Here is a 19,909-nt window from a genome sequence, read left to right on the forward strand (position 1 = left end):
ATTGGGGATTCACAAAAGCTCAGGGCTGGCGCGTCGTTGCCAATCCCCAATCACGAATCCCGAATCCCGGCTACTTATCCATCTGCAAGACAGCCAGGAAGGCCTCCTGCGGAATCTCCACGCGGCCGACCTGCTTCATGCGCTTCTTGCCTTCTTTCTGCTTTTCCAGCAGCTTTTTCTTGCGCGAAACGTCGCCACCATAGCACTTGGCCAACACGTTCTTGCGCATCGCCTTGACCGTGGAGCGCGAGATGATCTGCGCGCCGACGGCGGCTTGAATTGCCACGTCGAACATCTGCCGCGGGATCAATTCCTTCATCTTCTCGCACAGCTCGCGGCCGCGCCGATCGGCGTAGCTGCGGTGCACGATGATGCTCAGCGCGTCGACCTTGTCGCCGTTGATCAGCGTGTCCACGCGCACGAACGGGCCAGCATCGAAACGCAGGAAGTGATAGTCCAGCGAGGCGTAACCGCGCGAGACCGACTTGAGCTTGTCGAAGAAATCCAGCACCACTTCGGCCATCGGCAACTCGTAGCTGATCTGCACCTGGCTGCCCAGGTAATTGATGCCGATCTGGCTGCCGCGCTTTTCTTCGCACAAGGTGATGATGTTGCCGACGTAATCGGGCGGGGTGAGGATGTTGGCGCGGATGATCGGCTCGCGGATCTCCTCCACATGGTTCAACGGCGGCAGCTTGGACGGATTGTCCATCGGGATCACGCTGCCGTCGGTCTTGAGCACTTCATAGACCACGGTCGGCGCGGTCGAAATCAGATTGAGGTTGTACTCGCGTTCCAGCCGCTCCTGCACGATTTCCATGTGCAACATGCCCAGGAAACCGCAGCGGAAGCCGAAGCCCATTGCCTCGGAACTTTCCGGCTCGAAACGCAGCGCCGCATCGTTCAGACGCAACTTGTCCAGGGCTTCGCGCAGGTCCGGATAATCCTCGGCATCGACCGGGAACAGGCCGGCGAACACGCGCGGCTGCATCTCCTGGAAACCGGGCAGCGCATGCGGCGCGGGGTCGGCCGCTAGGGTCAAGGTATCGCCGACCGGCGCGCCGTGCACGTCCTTGATCGAGGCGTTGATCCAACCCACTTCGCCGGCGCCCAACGCGGGCAATTCCTTGCGCTTGGGGGTGAACACGCCGACCTTGTCGACCAGATGCGTGCGGCCGGTGGACATCACCAGGATCTTGCTGCCCGGCTTGATCTCGCCCTGCATCACGCGCACCAGCGAGACCACGCCCAGGTAGTTGTCGAACCAGGAGTCGATGATCAGCGCCTGCAGCTTGTCGGTGTCGCGCGGTTTGGGCGGCGGAATGCGCTGCACGATCGCTTCCAGCACCAGATCGACGTTGAAGCCGGTCTTGGCGCTGACCGCCACCGCGTCTTCTGCATCGATCCCGATCACCGCTTCGATCTCTGCCTTGGCGCGCTCGATATCGGCGGTGGGCAGGTCGATCTTGTTGAGCACCGGCACCACTTCCAGACCCTGCTCGACGGCGGTGTAGCAATTGGCGACCGACTGCGCTTCCACGCCCTGGGCTGCATCCACCACCAGCAACGCGCCTTCGCACGCGGCCAGCGAGCGGCTGACTTCATAGGAGAAGTCCACATGCCCGGGGGTGTCGATGAAGTTCAGTTGGTAGACCTGCCCGTCCTTGGCCGTGTACGGCAAGGACACCGACTGCGCCTTGATCGTGATGCCACGCTCGCGCTCGATCGGGTTGGAGTCGAGCACCTGGGCTTCCATCTCGCGCGCCTGAAGGCCGCCGCACAGCTGGATGATCCGGTCGGCCAGGGTGGATTTCCCGTGGTCGACGTGGGCGATGATGGAGAAGTTGCGGATATGATTCATAGGGGGTGGGATCTAACCACCATTATAAAGCTCACAGCCTTTAATGATGTCACCTCACGAGAATTATTGCAAATAAAATTAAACTATCCCGGCACGTCATCTCCCAACACTTCGTTCGTTTACCAACCTTCCAACAACATCAAGCAATGACAACTGAGAACCCAAACCGTACTCTATAGCATCGGAAGCGCCTCGTGCCAACAATGAAATATTTTGTACGAACTCTTTGTCACCTAAGATACGCAAAACAACATCCCTAAGTTGATCAAGATTAGCCACATCATCTATGAAAGCCACATTTTCACCATCAATCAGAACATCATAAATTCCCTTTCCGATTGAAATATTTCGCGGCATCACACAACATTTGGAACGCGCCAAGACCTCACGCGGAATTCTCGACCCGTGATAGGGAACATCCGCATTTTTTTCTAGAATAAAAATAGCGTCACATCTATCAATAAAACGCGGAACTTTCCATGGCGCACAGGGAGGAATATACCAGGCACGAGCGGCCAACGTCGGATCTGAAGTCACACTCTTAAAAAAACGATCCATCAAGCGAGAGCTACCCGTCGGCATAAATAGAAACCTGAAAGGCACACCAGCCTTAGCGATTTTAGATAGCACCTCCAACAGAGCAAAGCTTCCCTTGGCATATCCAATTTTCCCATAGATTCCGAGAACAACCCCATCAATTGAATCGAAATCTTTTTTATTTATATCAATTACAGCACTTACCGCCCTCGCAGATAAATCAAGAGCACGCAGATGCTCTACGGCCTTAGTACAGACATCATTAACTTCAATGGGATTTGGAGAAGAATAATAAATATCCTCCAATCCTGACCCGCCATAATACATCAACTTTTGATCAGCCACACCAAGCCTTCTTAGATCGCTCACGGAGCGCGCCGAGCCAAGCTTAGTTAAAACAAAATCGTGCCACTCAAGAATGCATCGAAAGGTCGCCTCAAGCTCAGGATACTTTGAAAGCCTCGCCAAATCACTGCCTGCATGAAGAGCTATTGACCTTATTTTTAACTCGCGAGAAACAAAAGCTCCTGCGACCACATATGGCTCAAGATACCAACCTATTATGAGATCAGGCTTAGCTGAATGTGCCTCTCTAAGTCCTGCACCAATCAACAACGATAAAAACGGAACATCTCCCGGAATAGTTTTTCCTCGTAGAACATCCACATTGATAACATTTACTTCATAGCCTGCCCCAGCGCTTTTCAGCATTAATAAGTCATCACTTTCGAGCAACTGCTTGAAGTTACTCTCCACGCCCTCTGCATTTGTTATTACCGTGATTATATGCCCAGCTCTAGCTAAATTTTGCGCCAACCAATATAAGGATCTGGAAACCCCTCCCTGTATAGGAGGATATTTCCCAAAAATCATAATGCGAGCCATATTACCCCCTCTAAGGCGCCACCCAACCGGATGGCGCCCAAATACTGCAGTTAGACTACATCCTCATCAGACATAACCCAACAGTTAAAGCAATCCCCAAAACCACCAGGACCAAGTTCCAAATTTGGCCAGAACTGAGGCGGCGGCGCCTCACCAAAGTGCCGCTCATATGCAAACCTAAAGAACTTGTAATCACCCATTAAATCAACGCCACCATCATTCGCGGAAGAACCCGCAGGCTTATGATGTATGTAGCGGCCAGCGACAGCTTTACAAAAATTAACATAATCCACAGTGTTCACGATAAATTCATGCCAAAACCTGTCCACAGTCCTCGCCATCGGAAACTTTTTTTGTGGATATAGCGCACACAAGGCCAGATATCTAATCACTTCAGAAGCATGCTCAGACGCATTTTTTTTGGAAATACCCACCTCATTTGCATACTTCATGACAAGATTGTCTATAGGAAAAGATAGCGCCCTTAGAATAAGGCCACTAGAATCCTCAAAAACTACCTTAGATTCAACACTCCTATCTCGTGAGACGACCGAGTCAACCTCTACATTTTCATCAAGATCAAGAGCCATCTACACTCTCCTCTTACGCATGTTGAGACAACCCCCTGCCATTTCTACTTACTACAGGCCGCTGACCAAGTCAATGATGTCAACTAGTTTGGGCATCAATGTGCTACTGAGCTCAGCAACATATTACTCAGCTTTGATAGCTACGTAGCTGTTTGCTTGCCCGTTGGAGATTAATAGCATGATCACGTCGTCTCGCTTATAGCTAGCTAGTGCGTGATTCAATTCAGTAACACTACCCACTGATATCCTACCTACCCGGAGAATTACTTGGCCAGGAGAAAGCGGCGGCGAAGTGTTGCGTGCCTGCGAACCCGTCACTGCCGCGATGCGTACGCCCTGTCCCGTCTCTAGACCCATGTGGTTCCGCTCGGCGGTGGTCAGGTCGGCCACCTGCAGGCCGAGCAGCTTCACACTCGCCGGGGCGCTGGGCTTAGCCTGGTCAGCAGTGGTGCGCGGTGCGGTGTCGCCGGCGGGGTTGTTCAGCGTCGTCAGGGTGACAGCTACCTTGCGCGGCTTGCCATCGCGCAACACGTCCAGGTTGACCTTGGTGCCCGGCGCCATCAGGCCGATCATCGGCGGCAGATCGCTGAAGACATCGATCGGCTTGCCGTTGACGGCGGTGATCACATCGCCCACTTCGATCCCGGCCTTGGCGGCCGGGCTGCCGGCGGGAATGTCGTTGACCAGCGCGCCGCGCGTGTCCGGCAGGCTAAGGCCCTGCGCCTTGAGCGAATCGATCGGGCCGACCGCCACACCCAGCATGCCGCGACTCACATGGCCGGTGGCCTTGATCTGTTCGGCGGCACTGAAAGCCAGATCGATCGGGATCGCAAAACTGATCCCCATGTAGCCGCCCGAGGCGGAGAAGATCTGCGAGTTGATGCCGACCACTTCGCCACGCGTGTTGAGCAGCGGGCCACCGGAGTTGCCCTGATTGATCGCCACGTCGGTCTGGATGAAGGGCACGTAGCGCTGATCCGCATACGGGTTGCTGCGGCCGATGGCACTGACGATACCGGCGGTGACCGAGTGATCCAGCCCGAACGGCGAGCCGATCGCCACCACCCACTGGCCCGGCTTAAGCGAATTGGAATCGCCCAGGCGTACCGTTGGCAGGCCCTTGGCCTCGATCTTGAGCAGCGCCACATCGAACTGCTCGTCGCTGCCGACCACCTTGGCCTTGAACTCGCGCCGGTCGGTCAGCTTGACGGTCACTTCGCTGGCGCCATCGACCACGTGATGGTTGGTCAGCACATAGCCGTCGGCCGAAATGATGAAGCCCGAGCCCATCGACTTGCCGGCAATACCGCCATCGTCATCGCCCTGCCCTGGGCCACCCGGCCCCTGACGCGGCCCGCCCGGCATCTGGAAATCCGGCCCGAAGAAGCGGCGGAAGAACTCCGGCATCTGCTCATCGCCCGGCATCGCGCCACCGTCCTGCCCACCCGGCCCACCGCGCCGCTGGCGCGCCATGGCGTCCTTGCGGGTGATGGTGGTTTCGATATTGACCACGCCCGGGCCGACCTGTTCGACCAGATTGGTGAAGTCCGGCAGGCCCGCCACCAGCTGCGGCGCCGGCGTGGCGCTGCGGTTGGCGGCAATCGGTGCGGCGTCCTTGGCCGCGGGCGCGGGCTGCTGCGCGCAGGCGGCCAACGGCAGGGTCATGGCGATCAGGCCGAACATCTGGGTGCGGATGCGATGGTTCATCAGGTTGCCTCCGATGGCAGGGCGACAGGGGCCAAAGCCCCTGCCTTTGCAGGGGTCCGGCACGATAACGGAAGGGAGGACGCCGAACGGATGAAGATCGGCGGCGACATCAGTCCTGCGGTGGTTGCACCGGCAGCGGGCGGTTCGGCGCAGGGTTGGCAACACCCTGCGGCGCAGGCTCGAACGGATAGAACGCGGTACCTTGTCCGCCTTGGCGGAAGCTGGCATTGAGCGGACTTTCGCCGGCGCCGGACAGCGCCGCGCGCGGCCATGGGCGCGCCTGCAAGGTGGTATCCGGATGCGTGAACGGATTCGATGGCGCCGCCGCACCGGCCGTGGCCGTCGCCGAAGCGGGAGCAGCCGACGCCAGCATGCGGGTTGGCGCCTGCTGCTGGCGCGCGGCAGCGCTGCGGGCGACCTGCTGGTTGCGTGTGGCCGCGCCACGGCGCGTGGACGCCAGCGCGGCGGCTGGCACCGCTGCGGCCAGCGCGGCCACCTCATCGGGGGCGGCCGGGCCAGGCTCGGCCGGAGCCTTCGGCGCCGTGGGCGTGATGGGGGCCTGCGTGGCGGCCGGCAGCTGCGCTGTCGTGGCGAACACCGGGACCTGCGCAGCAGGCGGTGCGGTTTCGGGCAGGCGCTCGCGCGCCATGAACAGGGCGATCGCCGCGACCGATGCCGCGATCGCCGCGCCACCACCCCAGCGCCAGCGCGTGACCGCACGCGTGGCTGGCTGCACCTGCGGAACGGGCTCGTCGGCAATGGCGCTGCGTACGCGCGCGGCAAAATCCAGCGGTGCCGGCGCGCTGGCCGCACCGCGCAGCACATCGCCGCACAGCTGCCACCGTTCGTGGCAGCCGGCCAGTTCTTCGTCATGGGCCAGACGGCGCAGCAAAAAGCGCGACTCGTCGGCGTTCAACTCGCCGTCCACCAGCGCAGACAGCTGCTGGCGGTAGTGACGCTCGAACTTGTCGGTGGTGGACATGGCAGGGTTATGGCTCATACACGGTGTCGCTCACGGGTGGCGCTTTCGGTCTCCAGCAGAGGCCGCAGCTCGATGTCGATGGCCTCGCGCGCCCGGAAGATGCGCGAGCGCACCGTTCCGATCGGGCAATCCATCTTTCGCGCGATTTCGTCGTAGCTCAGCCCCTCCACCTCGCGCAGGGTGATGGCTGACCGAAGTTCTTCCGGCAAGGCTTGGACCGCACGCATCACCGTTTGTTCCAGCTCCTGTCGCATCAATTCGCGCTCCGGGGTGTCGGTATCGCGCAGGCGGGTGGCACCATCGAACTGTTCGGCATCGCTGATCTCGATATCGTCGGTGGGCGGACGGCGGTTGTGCGCAACCAGATGGTTCTTGGCAGTGTTGACGGCAATGCGGTGCAACCAGGTATAGAACTGCGCGTCGCCGCGGAAACTGTTGATCGCGCGGTAGGCGCGCACGAACGTATCCTGGGCCACGTCCTGACACTCGCTCCAGTCGGCGATGTAGCGCCCGATCAACGCAACGATGCGGTGCTGGTATTTGCGCACCAGCACATCGAACGCTGCGCTCTCGCCGCGCTGCACGCGCCGGACCAGTTCCAGGTCCAGCTCCTGAGGTGTATCGACTTCGGCCATGTCGGGCCGCACTCCTGTCAGCCCACCGAAGTCGGGCAATGAGACAACCATTGAAAAGAAAAGTTCATACCGATCCGTACGATCGTCACGCATCAGACTAGCGGCACCGATGCGCCACTGGCGACGCCTCGCACGAGGCGCGCGCCGCCCTGCCGACTGGTATGGGTATTTGACGTGAAGGAAACAACCTCTGGATGATAACGGCCTTTCCTTCTATCACCGGACGACCAGACGCATGCTTCCAGGTTTCGACGGGCTCCGATTCAGCCATTGGCAGACCGACCTACGCGAGGACGGCGTGGTCGTGCTCAGCCTCGATCGCCAGGGCGCACCGGTCAACGCGTTTTCGCAGGAGGTGCTGCTCGAACTGGGCGCACTGGTCGAACGCCTGGCGCTGGACCCGCCCAAGGGCGTGGTGCTGCGCTCGGGCAAGCCCAACGGCTTCATCGCCGGCGCCGACCTGAAGGAATTTCAGGAATTCGACCGCAAGGGTACCGTCAACGATGCGATCCATCGCGGCCAGAGCGTCTTTCAGAAGCTGGCCGAACTGCCCTGCCCCACGGTCGCGGCGATCCACGGCTTCTGCATGGGCGGCGGCACCGAGATCGCGCTGGCGTGCCGGTATCGCGTGGCCTCCGACGACGCCAGCACGCGCATCGGCCTGCCGGAAACCAAGCTCGGCATCTTTCCCGGCTGGGGCGGCAGCGCCCGCTTGCCGCGCCTGATCGGTGCGCCGGCGGCGATGGATCTGATGCTGACCGGCCGCACCGTCGCGGCCAAGGCTGCCCGCGCGATGGGCCTGGTCGACAAGGTCGCCGCGCCCGCGGTGCTGGTCGATGTCGCCGCCGCGCTTGCGCTCACCGGCAGCAAGCGCCCGTTCAAGCAGCGCGCCACCGCATGGGCCACCAATACCTTGCTCGCGCGCAAACTGCTGGCCCCACAGATGCGCAAGCAGGTCGCACGCAAGGCGCGCAAGGAGCACTACCCGGCTCCCTACGCCTTGATCAACGTGTGGGAGCGCGCTGGCGGCAGCGGCATCCAGGCGCGCCTGGCGGCCGAGCGCAAGGCGGTGGTCAAGCTCGCCAGCACGCCGACCGCGCGCAACCTGATCCGCATCTTCTTTCTCACCGAGCGCCTGAAGGCGCTGGGCGGCAAGGATGCCGGCGCTACGGCGCTGGCTCCGATCCGCCATGTGCATGTGGTCGGCGCCGGGGTGATGGGCGGCGATATCGCGGCCTGGGCTGCCTACAAGGGCTTCGAGGTAACGCTGCAGGACCGCGAGCAGCGCTTCATCGATACGGCACTGGGCCGCGGCAACGAGTTGTTCGCCAAGCGCGTCAAGGACGAGGCCAAGCGGCCGGCGGTGGCAGCGCGCCTGCGTGGCGACCTGGCAGGCGCGGGCGTGGCGCAGGCGGACCTGGTGATCGAAGCGATCATCGAAAACCCGCAGGCCAAGCGCGAGCTGTATCAGTCCATCGAGCCGCAGCTCAAGCCCGATGCGTTGCTGACCACCAACACCTCGTCGATTCCGTTGACCGAGCTACGCGGGCATATCCAGCGCCCGGCGCAGTTTGCCGGCCTGCACTACTTCAATCCGGTCTCGATGATGCCACTGGTGGAAATCGTGCAGCACGACGGGCTGGATCCGGCCAACGTCGCGCGCCTGGCGGCATTCTGCAAGGCGCTGGACAAGTTCCCGGTACCGGTGGCCGGCACCCCGGGCTTCCTGGTCAATCGCGTGCTGTTCCCGTACCTGCTCGAAGCGGCCACCGCCTATGCCGAAGGCGTGCCGGGCCCGGTGCTGGACAAGACCGCGGTGACGTTCGGCATGCCGATGGGGCCGATCGAACTGATCGACACGGTGGGGCTGGACGTTGCAGCCGGCGTGGGCGCGGAGCTCGCCCCGTTTCTGCACCTGCCGATTCCGGCGGCGCTGGCCACCGTGGAGCCGGGCAAGCGCGGCAAGAAGGACGGTCAGGGCCTGTACAAGTGGGAGAACGGGCGCGCGGTCAAGCCCGAGGTCGCCAGCGGCTACGCGGTGCCGGCAGACCTGGAAGATCGCCTGATCCTGCCGCTGCTCAACGAAGCGGTCGCCTGCCTGCACGACGGCGTGGTGACCGATGCGGACCTGCTCGACGCCGGCGTGATCTTCGGCACCGGCTTTGCCCCGTTCCGCGGCGGCCCGATCCAGCACATCCGCAGTGTCGGCGCCGACGCCTTGCTGGCCCGTCTGCAGGCACTGCAGGCGCACTATGGCGAGCGTTTCGCGCCGCGCCCAGGCTGGCAGTCGCCGTTGTTGCGTGAACCGGTGGCGTGAGCCGTCGACGCTGTCTTCGACGTCGATCAGACACGCAGGCGAGAGGCGATCGGCGACCGCACTGATCTGACGGTTGCAGCGCGGCAAGCCGTCGACACGAGCTGTCGCAGGCAATCAGAAAAAACAACGGCGAGCCTTGGCTCGCCGTTGTTTTTTACCGAGTTGCAACGTGCCTCAGAAACGCAGACCCACACTGGTGAAGAAGTAACGGCCAGCCTGGTCGTAACCGGCGAGCGAGTTGCCGTTGAAGGTCAGGCTGCCGCCCACCAGCGGCGGCTCCTTGTCGGCGATGTTGTTGATGCCCAACGTCCAGGTGACGTAATCGCCCAACTGCATCGAACCGGACAGGTCGAAGTAGTTGTACGCCGACACCTTGTTGTCCTGGTTCACCAGGCGGACGTCGGTTGTGCCACGGGTGCCGTCGGTGTTCTGGTAATCCAGCTCACCGATGTAGCGCCAGCGCAGCCCGACGGTGTAGCGATCGAAGCTGTAGCGCGTGCTCAGCACATGCCGCCATTCGGCACTGTTGCAGGCCACGTTGACCACGCCCGCGCAGTCGTAGGTCACTTCCTGCACACCCGGAACCGGCTCGTACTCCTGCTTGATGGCGTAGCTGCCCATCATCGAGGCGGTCAGGCGCCCGGGGCCGACGCTCCAGGCATACGACGCGGTCAGATCCACGCCCTGGAAATGCAACGAACCAAAATTATCCTGGGAATTGAGGATCAGACCGGAGACGTCCGGGTCGCTACCGCGGAACAGGTCACCTGTCGTGGCATTGCGGCGCACGCGGCTGCAGATATCCGCATTACCGGTCACGCCGCATGCGGTCAGGATGTTGGACGAGCCGATGCTGCGGATCGCATCGTCGATCTTGATGTCGTAGTAATCCACGCTCAGATCGAGCCCCTTGACGGGGCTGGCAGCAAAACCGACGGTCCAGGTGTTGGCCGTTTCCGGCTGCAGTGCCGTGTTACCGCCGCCGATTTCGTTGTACTGACCGGCCGGGTTGGCCGCAACGCGGCCGTATTGCGCCGCGGTGACGCCGGTGTTGGCGCACTGGGCCTGAGTGAAGACCGGATTGGCACCGGCGCACGGGTCGCTGCCGCTCCACAGCCCGATCGTATTTTCGTTGTACAGCTCGGTCACGTTGGGAGCGCGGATCGCACGGTTCCAGCCGGCGCGCAGGTGGTACTTGCCATCGACGAATGTCGCACCCAGACCGGCTTTATAAGTACTCACGCCGCCGGAGGTGTCGTAGTCCGAGTAGCGATAGCCAAGCTGCATGTCGAGATGATCCAGACTACCGGCCTGCGCCACCAGCGGCACCGCGCCTTCGAGGAACAGTTCCTTGACGCCGATGTCGCCGGACACATTGGAGGTCGGGCCACCCAGGCCGGTGAAGTTGCCGGTCTGCATGTTGCTGTCGGCCACCCGCTTGAAGGTTTCGGTGCGGGTTTCGACACCGCCGACCAGACTGATCGGGTTATCGCCGGCCCACGGCAGGCTATAGCCGAAATTACCGGTCACATAGGCATTGAACACGCGCATCGAGGTTTCGTAGTTGACGATACCCACGCCCTGCAGCGCTTCTGCCTCTGCTGCGGTGACACTGTCGGTCCACACGCTGTAGGGCACGCAGCCATCGAACGAACCAGGCTGGCAGCCCAGCAGCGCGTCACGTACCCGCGTGGTCACGAAGTCGTTTCTGTTTTCCGACTTGGTGGTACTGCGGTTATAGGTGAACGAGGCGTCGTACGACCAGTTGTCGTTGATGTCGCCCTGGGCGCCGGTGGTGATGCTGAAACTGTTGGTATCCGAGTCGGTGATGCGCGGGCCGCCTTCGACGTTGCGCTTGGCCACATAGACGGTGAACTCATCGTCGGTGATGCCCACATCGTTGCACAAGCTACCGATCACCGAGGTGGCGCAGTTGACGTTGAGGTCGGTGAAAAACGCACCCGACGGCGCGATCTGGGTCGAACTCTTGCGGTTGACGAACAGGGTTTCGAGATAGGGCTTGAAGTGCTCGTTGACCTCGTATTTGATGTTGGTGCCGGCCGTGTAGCGCGTATCCGGACGCTGGTAGTAGTTCAATGGTGCGAAGTTGTAGAGATTCGGGGATGCGACCTGCGACCAGGTTCCGCCGGCGGAAGGCTGCACATAGAACGCGCCAGCCGACGGAGCGACGACATAGAAGTTGGCCGGGTCTGCGGTGGCTGACCCGCCGCACGCAGTGCCGCGGTTGCTCAAGGCGCATGCGGAGTAATCGCGCTGGCCCTGCAGCAGTGGATCGTTCTCGCGCCAGGTCGCCCATGCGGTGGCATGCCCCGCCTCGCCGAAGCTGCCGCCGATGGCCAGGTCCACATTGCGCGAGATGCCGTCGAAACCGGAGTTCCCTGTCGGATAATCGTAACCGGCATCGTCCATCAGGCCGCGCATCAACGTGTTGCCATTGTCGTGCTGGTAGGCGTTGTAGCCCATGTCGACACTGACACCTTCGAACTCGTCGTCGAGCACGAAATTGACCACGCCGGCGACGGCATCCGAGCCGTACACCGCCGAGGCGCCGCCGGTCAGGATGTCCACGCGGCGCACCAGCGCTGCCGGAATGATGCTGATGTCCGGACTCTCGCCAATGCCCTTGGGAATGCGCCTGCCGTTGACCAGGGTCAAGGTGCGCTGCGCGCCCAATCCCCGCAGATCGACGGTCGCATAGCCCTGCGAGCCATTGTTGGCGAAGTTGTCAAAGCTCGCCGAAAGCTGCGGATACTGATTGATCAGGTCTTCGACCTTGGTCGAACCGGTGTACTGGAATTCTTCCTTGTTGATCTCTGCCACCGGACTGGAGGCAGTCATCGTCTGGCTCTTGATGCGCGTACCGGTGACACTGATCGCGTCCAGGCTCTTGAGTTCCGTCGAGGGCTGATCCTGCGCCATCACGGTCCCCGACAGGGCCAACGCGGTGGCGCCAACCGTGAGCGATACCCGGATGGCGTCGCGCAGCTTGGTAGTCTTCAATCTCATCTCTCTCTCCGAAAGTCCGAACGGGTAAGCGCAGCGCGGTGCGCTTGCATCTGAAGCGATGCCGGCACGTGCTGCGACGTCGTTGGCAAGCGCGTCAAACTGCGCTTCCACACTGGCGAACGGCCGGACGAAAAAGCGCCCGAAAAACGTTGCCAACCCGATGTTAAGACCACGTTGAGGAGAATTAAAGCGCCATTCAGAAATGCTCCGAATCGGTGCGGCGAATCCCCAAAACAGTGCGGATGCCAGGGAAAAATGGCCATTTTCCGCCGGTGTCTTGTGTGGAACTCGATGTCGCCACGTGTGTTCGCTCGTCGCTCGCGAGCCAGCGGCGCGCTCACTCGAAAGACTGGACCGGATGATCGGCCAGCGCCAATCGCTACACCACTTCGACGCCGGGCACGATCACGCCAGCTGCCTGAAGTCGCGTCAACAAAGGCAGCAATCCATCCATATGCCGCCGAGAGCTATGCACCGAGCGTTGATGGACATCGCCGCGCACCTGCGCCGCGCTCGCAGTCACGAACGGCACATGCTCCAGTTCGGCGATGGCGTCACTGCGCGTCAACCCGCACCAGCTCAGCACCCGCGCGATCTGCTGGTCGGTGTCGCGCACCAACTCTTCGTAGTGCACATCGAGAATGCTGCCAGGCAGTACCGCATGCCAGTGCCGCATGGTCTGCTGATACGCCAGGTAGTAATCGGCGAGCTCATCGAGCGCATACGAGAACGGATAGGCGTTGTAGAACAGGGTCTTGTATATCGCATAACAGGTGTCCAGCGGATCGCGCACCAGATGGATGATGCGTGCACGTGGCAGCGCGGTGGCAATCATGCCGCAATACAGGTAATTGACCGGCATCTTGTCGATGAACACCGGATGGTCGCGCACCAGCTCACGGGCGCCGCGCAGATACTCCTGCCCAAGCGCCGCAAAATCGATCTGCAGCGACGCCTGCGCGGCGGTCAATTCGGGATTGGTCGACAATGCGCCGGATGTCGCATTGCCGAGCAGCGCACCGAAATCCATCAGCTCCCCGGCCGAACGTGCACCGCCGCGCTGGATCAGCAGGCGCTCCAGCAAGGTGGTGCCTGAGCGTGGCAGCCCGACGATGAAGATGGCCCCCTCGCCCGCATGACCGGGCTGCAGTGCGCGCAAGGCAGGCGGGTCGTACGCCTCTCGCACCTGAGCGATATGCGCACACTCGGCAGCAACGTCGTACTGCAGTGTCTTGCGCTTGCAGGCCGCTGCGGCGGTCAGTGTCTCGAAGGATTCCGCATGCTGGCCCAGGTCCTCCAGCTCCTTGCTCAAGGCGTACAGGCCTGCCGCTCGGGCGGATGGTTCCGATAGCGTGGTCAAACGGTGACGCAGATCGTCCAGGTGGTTGTGCTGCCCGGTCTGACGCCGGAGCGTGGCGCGCAGGTACAAGGCATCGCCCGTGCCGGGTGCCAGTTGCAACAGCCGCTCCAGGGTGAGCTCAGCCGCATCGAATTCACCGCCAAAGAACTGCATGGTGGCGAGGTCGTACAGCAAGCCGGGCTGTTCTCCCAGCAATGTCATCGCATGCCGATACGCGTCGCGGGCGGCCGCCACCTCGTGGCAGCCGCTGTACAGCGCGCCGATCCGCCACCATGCAGCGCCGTCGGCGGCCGCCAGCGCCTGCGCCTGGCCGGCGACGAGCCGGGCCTCGCGGCGGCGACGCAGCTGCAGCAGCAAGCTGCCGTATTTCATCAATAGCGGGAGCGGTGACGTTGCAACCGCCGCAGCCTGTGCGATGCGGTCGGCTGCGGCCTGCGGATCGCCATTGGCCAACCGAGCTTCGCTGGCAAGCTCCAGCAGATGCGCATTGCCAGGCTGCTCTGCGCAGGCGCGGTCGGCAAACACGACGGCCTCGGCATAACGTCCCTGACGTAGCAGTTGATACCCGTTGTGCAACAGTGCGCGCAGCTGTCTCTCAGTCATTCGTTCTCTTCTGTTTGTTGCGATGCCGTCGTTGGCCTGGCTAGTCGATGCGGCGGGCGCGTAGCGCCACACCGGCAGCGGTGACCAGCATGTAGCTTCCCATTGCGGCCTTGCGGATCACCACGACCTCACCCTCGGCCAGCGGCCCGCGGCTGGTCGCTTCTGTCAGCGCCCAGCGCTGACGACTGTCCAGCGACACGATGCGCGTACCGTCTGGCTGATACGCCACTGCAAGCACCTTCGCGGTGAGTTGCGCAGGCGCTGATTGCTGCGCGCCTGTCGCTGCCGAGGCCTGTTGGCTGCTGCGGCCGAATGCCCTGACTGCCCTATCCGCCTCCGCCGCCCGCACCGCCTGCGTTGGCGGGAAGCTGGCGTCATAGCAGGCCAGCCGCGGCAAGGGATCGAGTACTGCGGCGCAGCGATGCGTCGGCACGTCCTGCGCCGATGCCGCCCAGGCGCAGCTCAACACCGTCAGCCCCAACACCACTCGCTTGTGCATGCGCGCATCTTCACTCGTCGATTGCAGCAGAGCATACAAGGCAAGCGGCGAGTGCAGGAAAGACCGCTCATCAACGTCCGCCACGGGCCGATTGAACGCATCGACGGCGCCGCCTAAGCTGCAAACCCCCCACCCGTTGCAAGATTGCCTGGAAAACGCCTTGGACCCGTCCTTGCAGCACGCCGCACGCTTACTGCAACAAGGCCATCTGGCGCAGGCGATCGCCGCCTATCGCCGCATCCTGCAGGCGCAGCCCCGATGCGCCGATGCCTGGTACAACCTGGGATATCTGCTGCGCCAGACCGGCGAGGCATCCGCCGCACTGGACGCTTATGCGCAGGCATTGCAGCACGGTGCCGCGCTGCCGGAACAGATCCACCTCAATCGCGCCGCGCTGCTGAGCGACCATCTACATCAGGAGGCGGCAGCGCTGAAGGAACTCGACCTGGCACTGCAGTGCCGGCCGGACTACGCCCCTGCCTTGCTCAATCTGGGCAATCTGCAGGAAGAGCTGGGCGCACGCGACCAGGCGGTCGCCGCCTATCGCCGGCTGCTCGCCAATCCTCCTGTCGATGCCCAGACACGGGCGCTGCAGCTGCAAGCCACCGCACGCCTGCTGCACCTGGATCCTCCCACGCATGCGCAGGACACACGCCTGCTCGCACTTGCGCAGGCAGGCTCGGTCGGGGGGCAGGATCCTGCGTTGACGGCCACGCTGCTGCATGCAGTGGCCCATGCCTATGACCGCCTCGGCCTGCACAGCCAGGCATTCGATGCGGCCAGTGCCGCCAACCGGCATGGCCATGCACATGCGCGGCGCTACGACCCGATCCGCACACAGCAGCAGTTCGACAGCATCGCTGCGGTATTTGCCGATGCAAGCGACGCGCGCCAGCTACCGCCCATGGATGCTGTCGGCGACGCGGTACCGCCACTGTTTATCTGCGGCATGTTCCGCTCCGGCTCCACCTTGATCGAACAGGCCTTGTCGCGCCACTCGTGCATTGCTGCAGGGGGCGAACTGGATGCGTTGCCGCGACTGGTTGCACAGTCGCTGTCGCCGTTCCCGCAAGCCGCGCAGCATCTGTCCTCGCACACGCTGGCGCAGCTGGCTGCGGCCTATCGTCAACGCGTGGCTGCGGCCGTTCCCCATCACGCGCAACTGCGCTACATCACCGACAAACGTCCCGACAACTTTCTACTGATCGGGCTGATCAAGCAGCTGTTTCCGGCGGCCAGGATCGTGCACACACGTCGTCACCCGCTGGACAACGGGCTGTCGATCTTCATGCAGCAGCTCAATCCACAACGCTTTGACTATGCGGGCCGGCTGGAGGATATCGGGCATTTCTATGCCGCCTACCAGCGACTGATGGCGCATTGGCTGTCGTTGTATCCGGACAGCATCCATACCTTCGACTATGACGCCTTCGTCGCCGCGCCGGAACGCAGCCTGCGTGCACTGCTGGACTTTTTGCAGTTGCCCTGGGAACCGGATTGCCTGGATTTCCACAGGGCACCTGGAGCCGTCAGGACAGCCAGCTACTGGCAGGTGCGCCAGCCCCTGCATGGCGATGCGTCCGGACGCTGGAAGCCCTACGCGACCCAGCTCGCTCCGCTGCGCGCCACGCTTGCCCGGTTCGGCATCACGCCTGCGGACTGAATCGGTCGACTACCGGCGATACCTCATCCCGCACGGTGGCGCGCGATCGCCGCCTCCATGGCATTGCCCATCTGCCGCTCCTCCCGGCTCAGCAGCGGGTTCCAGACATCGAAGATCAGCACCGCACGCAGCTGCGCGCTCGCGTTGCGCGCCTCATGTCCGATCGAGTCGAATACCAGCACCTTGCCGACCTCGCACTGCCGCTAGTCGTAACCGACACCGAAGCTGCAGCCCTCGGGCACGATCAACGCAAGATGCGCCACCAGACGCGCGTTGGTCTGTCCATGGTGCGGCGGAATGACGGTCAGCGGCGAGGCACCAAAGACATCGCGTTCGGACACGCGCCATCGATCTGCACCGCATCGACCAATGCCAACGCGGCTGCGGTTGCCGGCACTGCCGGAGTGGTGCCCGGCACCGTCATACCGCCGCCAAGCAGGCGAGAAGCTCACTGGGCGGCGCTGTCCGCGTCAGTGCGAGTGGCGGTCATGCGAATGCGCGTGACCACGATGATCGTCATGCGCGGAGCCCTGCGCGGCCGGCGACGTGCCACACGGTTCGGTGCCGCAATCGCCGCTCTCCACCTGCAGGGTGACGTGGCTGATCTCGAAGCGCGCGTGCAGCAGCTCGGCAAGGGCGTCGCGCAGGCGGTCGCGGTCGGTGGTTTCGCCGACCACCACGTGTGCGGTGAGCGCGGGGGTACTGGAGGCCAGTGCCCAGACATGCAGGTCGTGCACGTCTTCGACGCCGGGGTAGCTGGTCAGCGCCTGCTGCACCTGCGGCAGATCGATGCCTTTGGGCACGCCTTCCAGCAGCACGTTGATCGCCTCGCGCAGCAGCACCCAGGTGCGCGGCAGCACCCACAGGCCGATCAGCACGGCCAGCACCGGGTCGATCCATTGCCAACCGGTCCAGCCGATCAGCAGCGCGCCGATGATCACCGCCACCGAGCCGAGCATGTCGCTCCAGACCTCCAGATACGCGCCCTTGACGTTCAGGCTCTCGCCGCTGCCGGCGTGCAGCAGCTTCATGGCGATCAGATTGATCACCAGGCCGAAGCCGGCGATCAGCAGCATGCCGCTGGAGGAAATATCCTGGGGCGCGCGAAAGCGTTGCGCGGCTTCCCACAGGATGTAGGCGCCGACTGCGAACAACAGCGCGCCATTGGCCAGCGCGCCGAGCGCCTCCAGACGCACATAGCCATAGGTGCGACGCGCGTCGGCAGGGCGTCGGCTCAGGCGCACCGCGACCAGCGCGATCATCAGGCCGACGGTGTCGGTGGCCATATGTGCGGCGTCGGACAACAGCGCCAGGCTGTTGGTGATGAACGCACCGATGACTTCCGCCAGCAGGAACGTGGCGGTGAGTCCCAGTGCCCACCACAGCGGTGTCTCGTGGCGGATGTCGCTGGGGGCGTGGCTGTGGTCGTGTCCCATGGATGCGGTGGCCTCGTGCAATGCGCGCACCTTAGGCGCACGCGATGGCGGAGACTATTACACCCGGGCGTGATGACATCACATCACGTGGGCGCGGCGCTGCACGTTACTGCTCAGGCCGGAGTGGCTAGCAAAAACCCTCGAACGCCGTAGCGATGGCGGCAACCTGTCGGCCACATTCGCCTTCGTTGGCGGGTGGTGTGATGTCGTATTGGCAGTGACATTGCTCGGAAAAAAAGAGGCTGATCAGACCGCAGCTCGTCGGACGGCCGCGCTGCATGCACTGCCTGCCCCTGCATGCAACCATGCGTACCGACCATCGTGACTGGCCCTTGCCCGCCCACCGTCGCGGGACCTTACGCGGCATGGGTGCCGCGTAAGAACCTACATGGACGTACTTGCAGCGTGTCCTGCGATGGCGGACGGGCAAGGGCTCTGCAGCAAAACCACAGCGTCGAGTGCGCGGTGCCCTCACCGCACCAGACAGTTTGCTGGCCGTCTTACTGAAAACCATGCACACCGACCATCGTGACTGGTCCTTGCCCGCCCAACGTCGCGGGACCTTACGCGGCATGGATGCCGCGTAAGAGCCTACACGGACGTACTTGCGGCGTGTCCCGCGAGGGTGGGCAGGCAAGGGCCCTGCAGCCAAGCCGCAGATCATCCGCTCTACAGCCGAGGCCCCCAGTTCGATCAACCCTGCAGACGGAGGCGAATCACCACTCCAGCCGCACCTAGTTGACGATGGGCGTAGACACTTTTGCCAGCCGCTCTCAAACCTTGGCCACCAGCTTGATCACGCTGGAAAAATCCAGCGCGCCGTTGCCGGCCTGGCTGTTCATCGCGTACAGATTGCGCGCCAGCTCGCCGAGCGGAATCGACACGCCCGCCTGCACTGCGGATTCGGCGACCAGCCCCAGATCCTTGAGCATCAGATCGTTGCCGAAGCCACCGCTGTAACCGCGCGATGCCGGCGCGTTGGGCAGCACCCCCGGCCACGGATTGCAGACTTCGGTGGCCCAGCTGCGCCCGGTGCTGACCGCCATCATCTGCGACAGCACCGCCGGGTCCAGCCCTTGCGCAACGCCGAGCGCCAGCGCCTCGCCGGTGACGGCCATGATCACGCCCAACGCCATGTTGTTGCACAGTTTGGCGACCTGGCCGGCGCCATTGTCGCCGACGTGGAAGATGTTCTTGCCCATTGCCTGCAACACCGGCCGCGCGCGCTCCAACACCTGCGCGGCGCCGCCGACGATAAACGTCAGGCTGCCTGCCGCCGCACCCGCCGTCCCGCCGGAGACCGGCGCATCCAGCATCGCCAGGCCACGCGCCTGCGCCTCGGCGGCGAGCTTGCGTGCGCTGGCGGGTGCGATAGTGCTGCAGTCGATCACCAGGGCAGCGGCGGGAATCTGCGGCAGGATCCCGGCCTCGCCCAGGTAAAGCGCTTCGACGTGGCGGCTGGCCGGCAACATCGAGATCACGATCTCGGCGTCGGCCAGGGTGTCGTGCGCGGAGCTGGCGGCATGCGCGCCGGCTGCTGCGGCGGCGTCCAGTGCGGCAGGCACCAGATCGAAGACGCGCAGCTGGTGCCCGGCCTTGATCAGGTTTGCAGCCATCGGCCCGCCCATATTGCCCAGGCCGATAAAGGCGATCTTGCTCATGGTGTCGGTTTCCAGGTTAGAACGATCATCAATAGTTAGGACGGCCATGAACGAGCGGCTGGATCGCAACGCAGCCGTCGCAAACTTCAGGCTTGCCGGTGCCAATGCGAACCCTGCAATTCCTCCATCGCGTCCGCGTTGCGCTA

General features: G+C 62.8%; 13 protein-coding genes and 1 pseudogene. 2 read left to right on the forward strand and 12 right to left on the reverse strand.

Annotation, left to right across the window (positions count from 1 at the left end):
* Positions 1-70: 70 nt before the first annotated feature.
* The 6 genes from lepA to rpoE form a co-directional block, all read right to left on the reverse strand.
* Entirely contained in the window at positions 71-1,861 is a 1,791-nt protein-coding gene (gene lepA / locus XarjCFBP7645_RS15175) for a translation elongation factor 4 (protein WP_053045298.1), read from the reverse strand.
* Between the two features lie 96 nt (positions 1,862-1,957).
* Positions 1,958-3,283, reverse strand: coding sequence for a glycosyltransferase (locus XarjCFBP7645_RS21440; RefSeq protein WP_144422100.1), 1,326 nt, complete (start codon positions 3,281-3,283; stop codon positions 1,958-1,960).
* A gap of 50 nt (positions 3,284-3,333) precedes the next feature.
* A complete protein-coding gene (locus XarjCFBP7645_RS21445; protein WP_144422101.1) occupies positions 3,334-3,873 on the reverse strand; it encodes a glycine-rich domain-containing protein in 540 nt (179 codons plus the stop codon).
* 123 nt (positions 3,874-3,996) lie between these two features.
* Complete coding sequence (locus XarjCFBP7645_RS15180) at positions 3,997-5,580, reverse strand: DegQ family serine endoprotease (RefSeq protein ID WP_016903797.1); 1,584 nt, start codon at positions 5,578-5,580, stop codon at positions 3,997-3,999.
* 109 nt (positions 5,581-5,689) lie between these two features.
* Complete coding sequence (locus XarjCFBP7645_RS15185; protein ID WP_104538193.1) at positions 5,690-6,580, reverse strand: sigma-E factor negative regulatory protein; 891 nt, start codon at positions 6,578-6,580, stop codon at positions 5,690-5,692.
* The gene (gene rpoE / locus XarjCFBP7645_RS15190; RefSeq protein ID WP_039809975.1) at positions 6,577-7,197 is read right to left on the reverse strand and encodes an RNA polymerase sigma factor RpoE; all 621 of its coding nucleotides are present in this window, start codon (positions 7,195-7,197) and stop codon (positions 6,577-6,579) included. Before rpoE ends, XarjCFBP7645_RS15185 begins: the two co-directional genes overlap by 4 nt.
* 235 nt (positions 7,198-7,432) lie before the next feature.
* Between rpoE and XarjCFBP7645_RS15195 the strand changes: the two genes are divergently transcribed.
* Positions 7,433-9,514, forward strand: a complete 2,082-nt coding sequence (locus XarjCFBP7645_RS15195) for a 3-hydroxyacyl-CoA dehydrogenase NAD-binding domain-containing protein (RefSeq protein WP_104538194.1) — start codon at positions 7,433-7,435, stop codon at positions 9,512-9,514.
* A gap of 174 nt (positions 9,515-9,688) precedes the next feature.
* Here XarjCFBP7645_RS15195 and XarjCFBP7645_RS15200 read toward each other — a convergent pair whose 3' ends face one another.
* The 3 genes from XarjCFBP7645_RS15200 to XarjCFBP7645_RS15210 form a co-directional block, all read right to left on the reverse strand.
* On the reverse strand, positions 9,689-12,541 hold the full coding sequence (locus XarjCFBP7645_RS15200; RefSeq protein ID WP_053051196.1) for a TonB-dependent receptor: 2,853 nt from the start codon (positions 12,539-12,541) through the stop codon (positions 9,689-9,691).
* 379 nt (positions 12,542-12,920) lie between these two features.
* Positions 12,921-14,504 carry a tetratricopeptide repeat-containing sulfotransferase family protein gene (locus XarjCFBP7645_RS15205; protein WP_104538195.1) on the reverse strand — a complete coding sequence of 528 codons (1,584 nt, stop codon included), beginning with the start codon at positions 14,502-14,504 and terminating at the stop codon, positions 12,921-12,923.
* Between the two features lie 40 nt (positions 14,505-14,544).
* Positions 14,545-15,003, reverse strand: a complete 459-nt coding sequence (locus XarjCFBP7645_RS15210) for a hypothetical protein (RefSeq protein ID WP_104538811.1) — start codon at positions 15,001-15,003, stop codon at positions 14,545-14,547.
* Positions 15,004-15,163: 160 nt separating this feature from the next.
* Here XarjCFBP7645_RS15210 and XarjCFBP7645_RS15215 point away from each other — a divergent pair, with 160 nt between their 5' ends.
* The gene (locus XarjCFBP7645_RS15215; RefSeq protein ID WP_104538812.1) at positions 15,164-16,666 is read left to right on the forward strand and encodes a tetratricopeptide repeat-containing sulfotransferase family protein; all 1,503 of its coding nucleotides are present in this window, start codon (positions 15,164-15,166) and stop codon (positions 16,664-16,666) included.
* A gap of 23 nt (positions 16,667-16,689) precedes the next feature.
* Here the strand turns inward: XarjCFBP7645_RS15215 and XarjCFBP7645_RS15220 are convergent.
* The 3 genes and pseudogenes from XarjCFBP7645_RS15220 to mmsB form a co-directional block, all read right to left on the reverse strand.
* Positions 16,690-17,063: pseudogene (locus tag XarjCFBP7645_RS15220) on the reverse strand (aspartyl/asparaginyl beta-hydroxylase domain-containing protein); the annotation flags it as partial.
* A gap of 73 nt (positions 17,064-17,136) precedes the next feature.
* Positions 17,137-18,102 (reverse strand): cation diffusion facilitator family transporter, encoded by a 966-nt coding sequence (locus XarjCFBP7645_RS15225; RefSeq protein WP_104538196.1) that lies wholly within the window; start codon positions 18,100-18,102, stop codon positions 17,137-17,139.
* A gap of 773 nt (positions 18,103-18,875) precedes the next feature.
* Positions 18,876-19,778 carry a 3-hydroxyisobutyrate dehydrogenase gene (gene mmsB, locus XarjCFBP7645_RS15230; RefSeq protein WP_181126404.1) on the reverse strand — a complete coding sequence of 301 codons (903 nt, stop codon included), beginning with the start codon at positions 19,776-19,778 and terminating at the stop codon, positions 18,876-18,878.
* Positions 19,779-19,909: the final 131 nt, after the last annotated feature.

The sequence above is a fragment of the Xanthomonas arboricola genome (assembly GCF_002940665.1).
Taxonomy (GTDB): Bacteria; Pseudomonadota; Gammaproteobacteria; order Xanthomonadales; family Xanthomonadaceae; genus Xanthomonas; species Xanthomonas arboricola_B.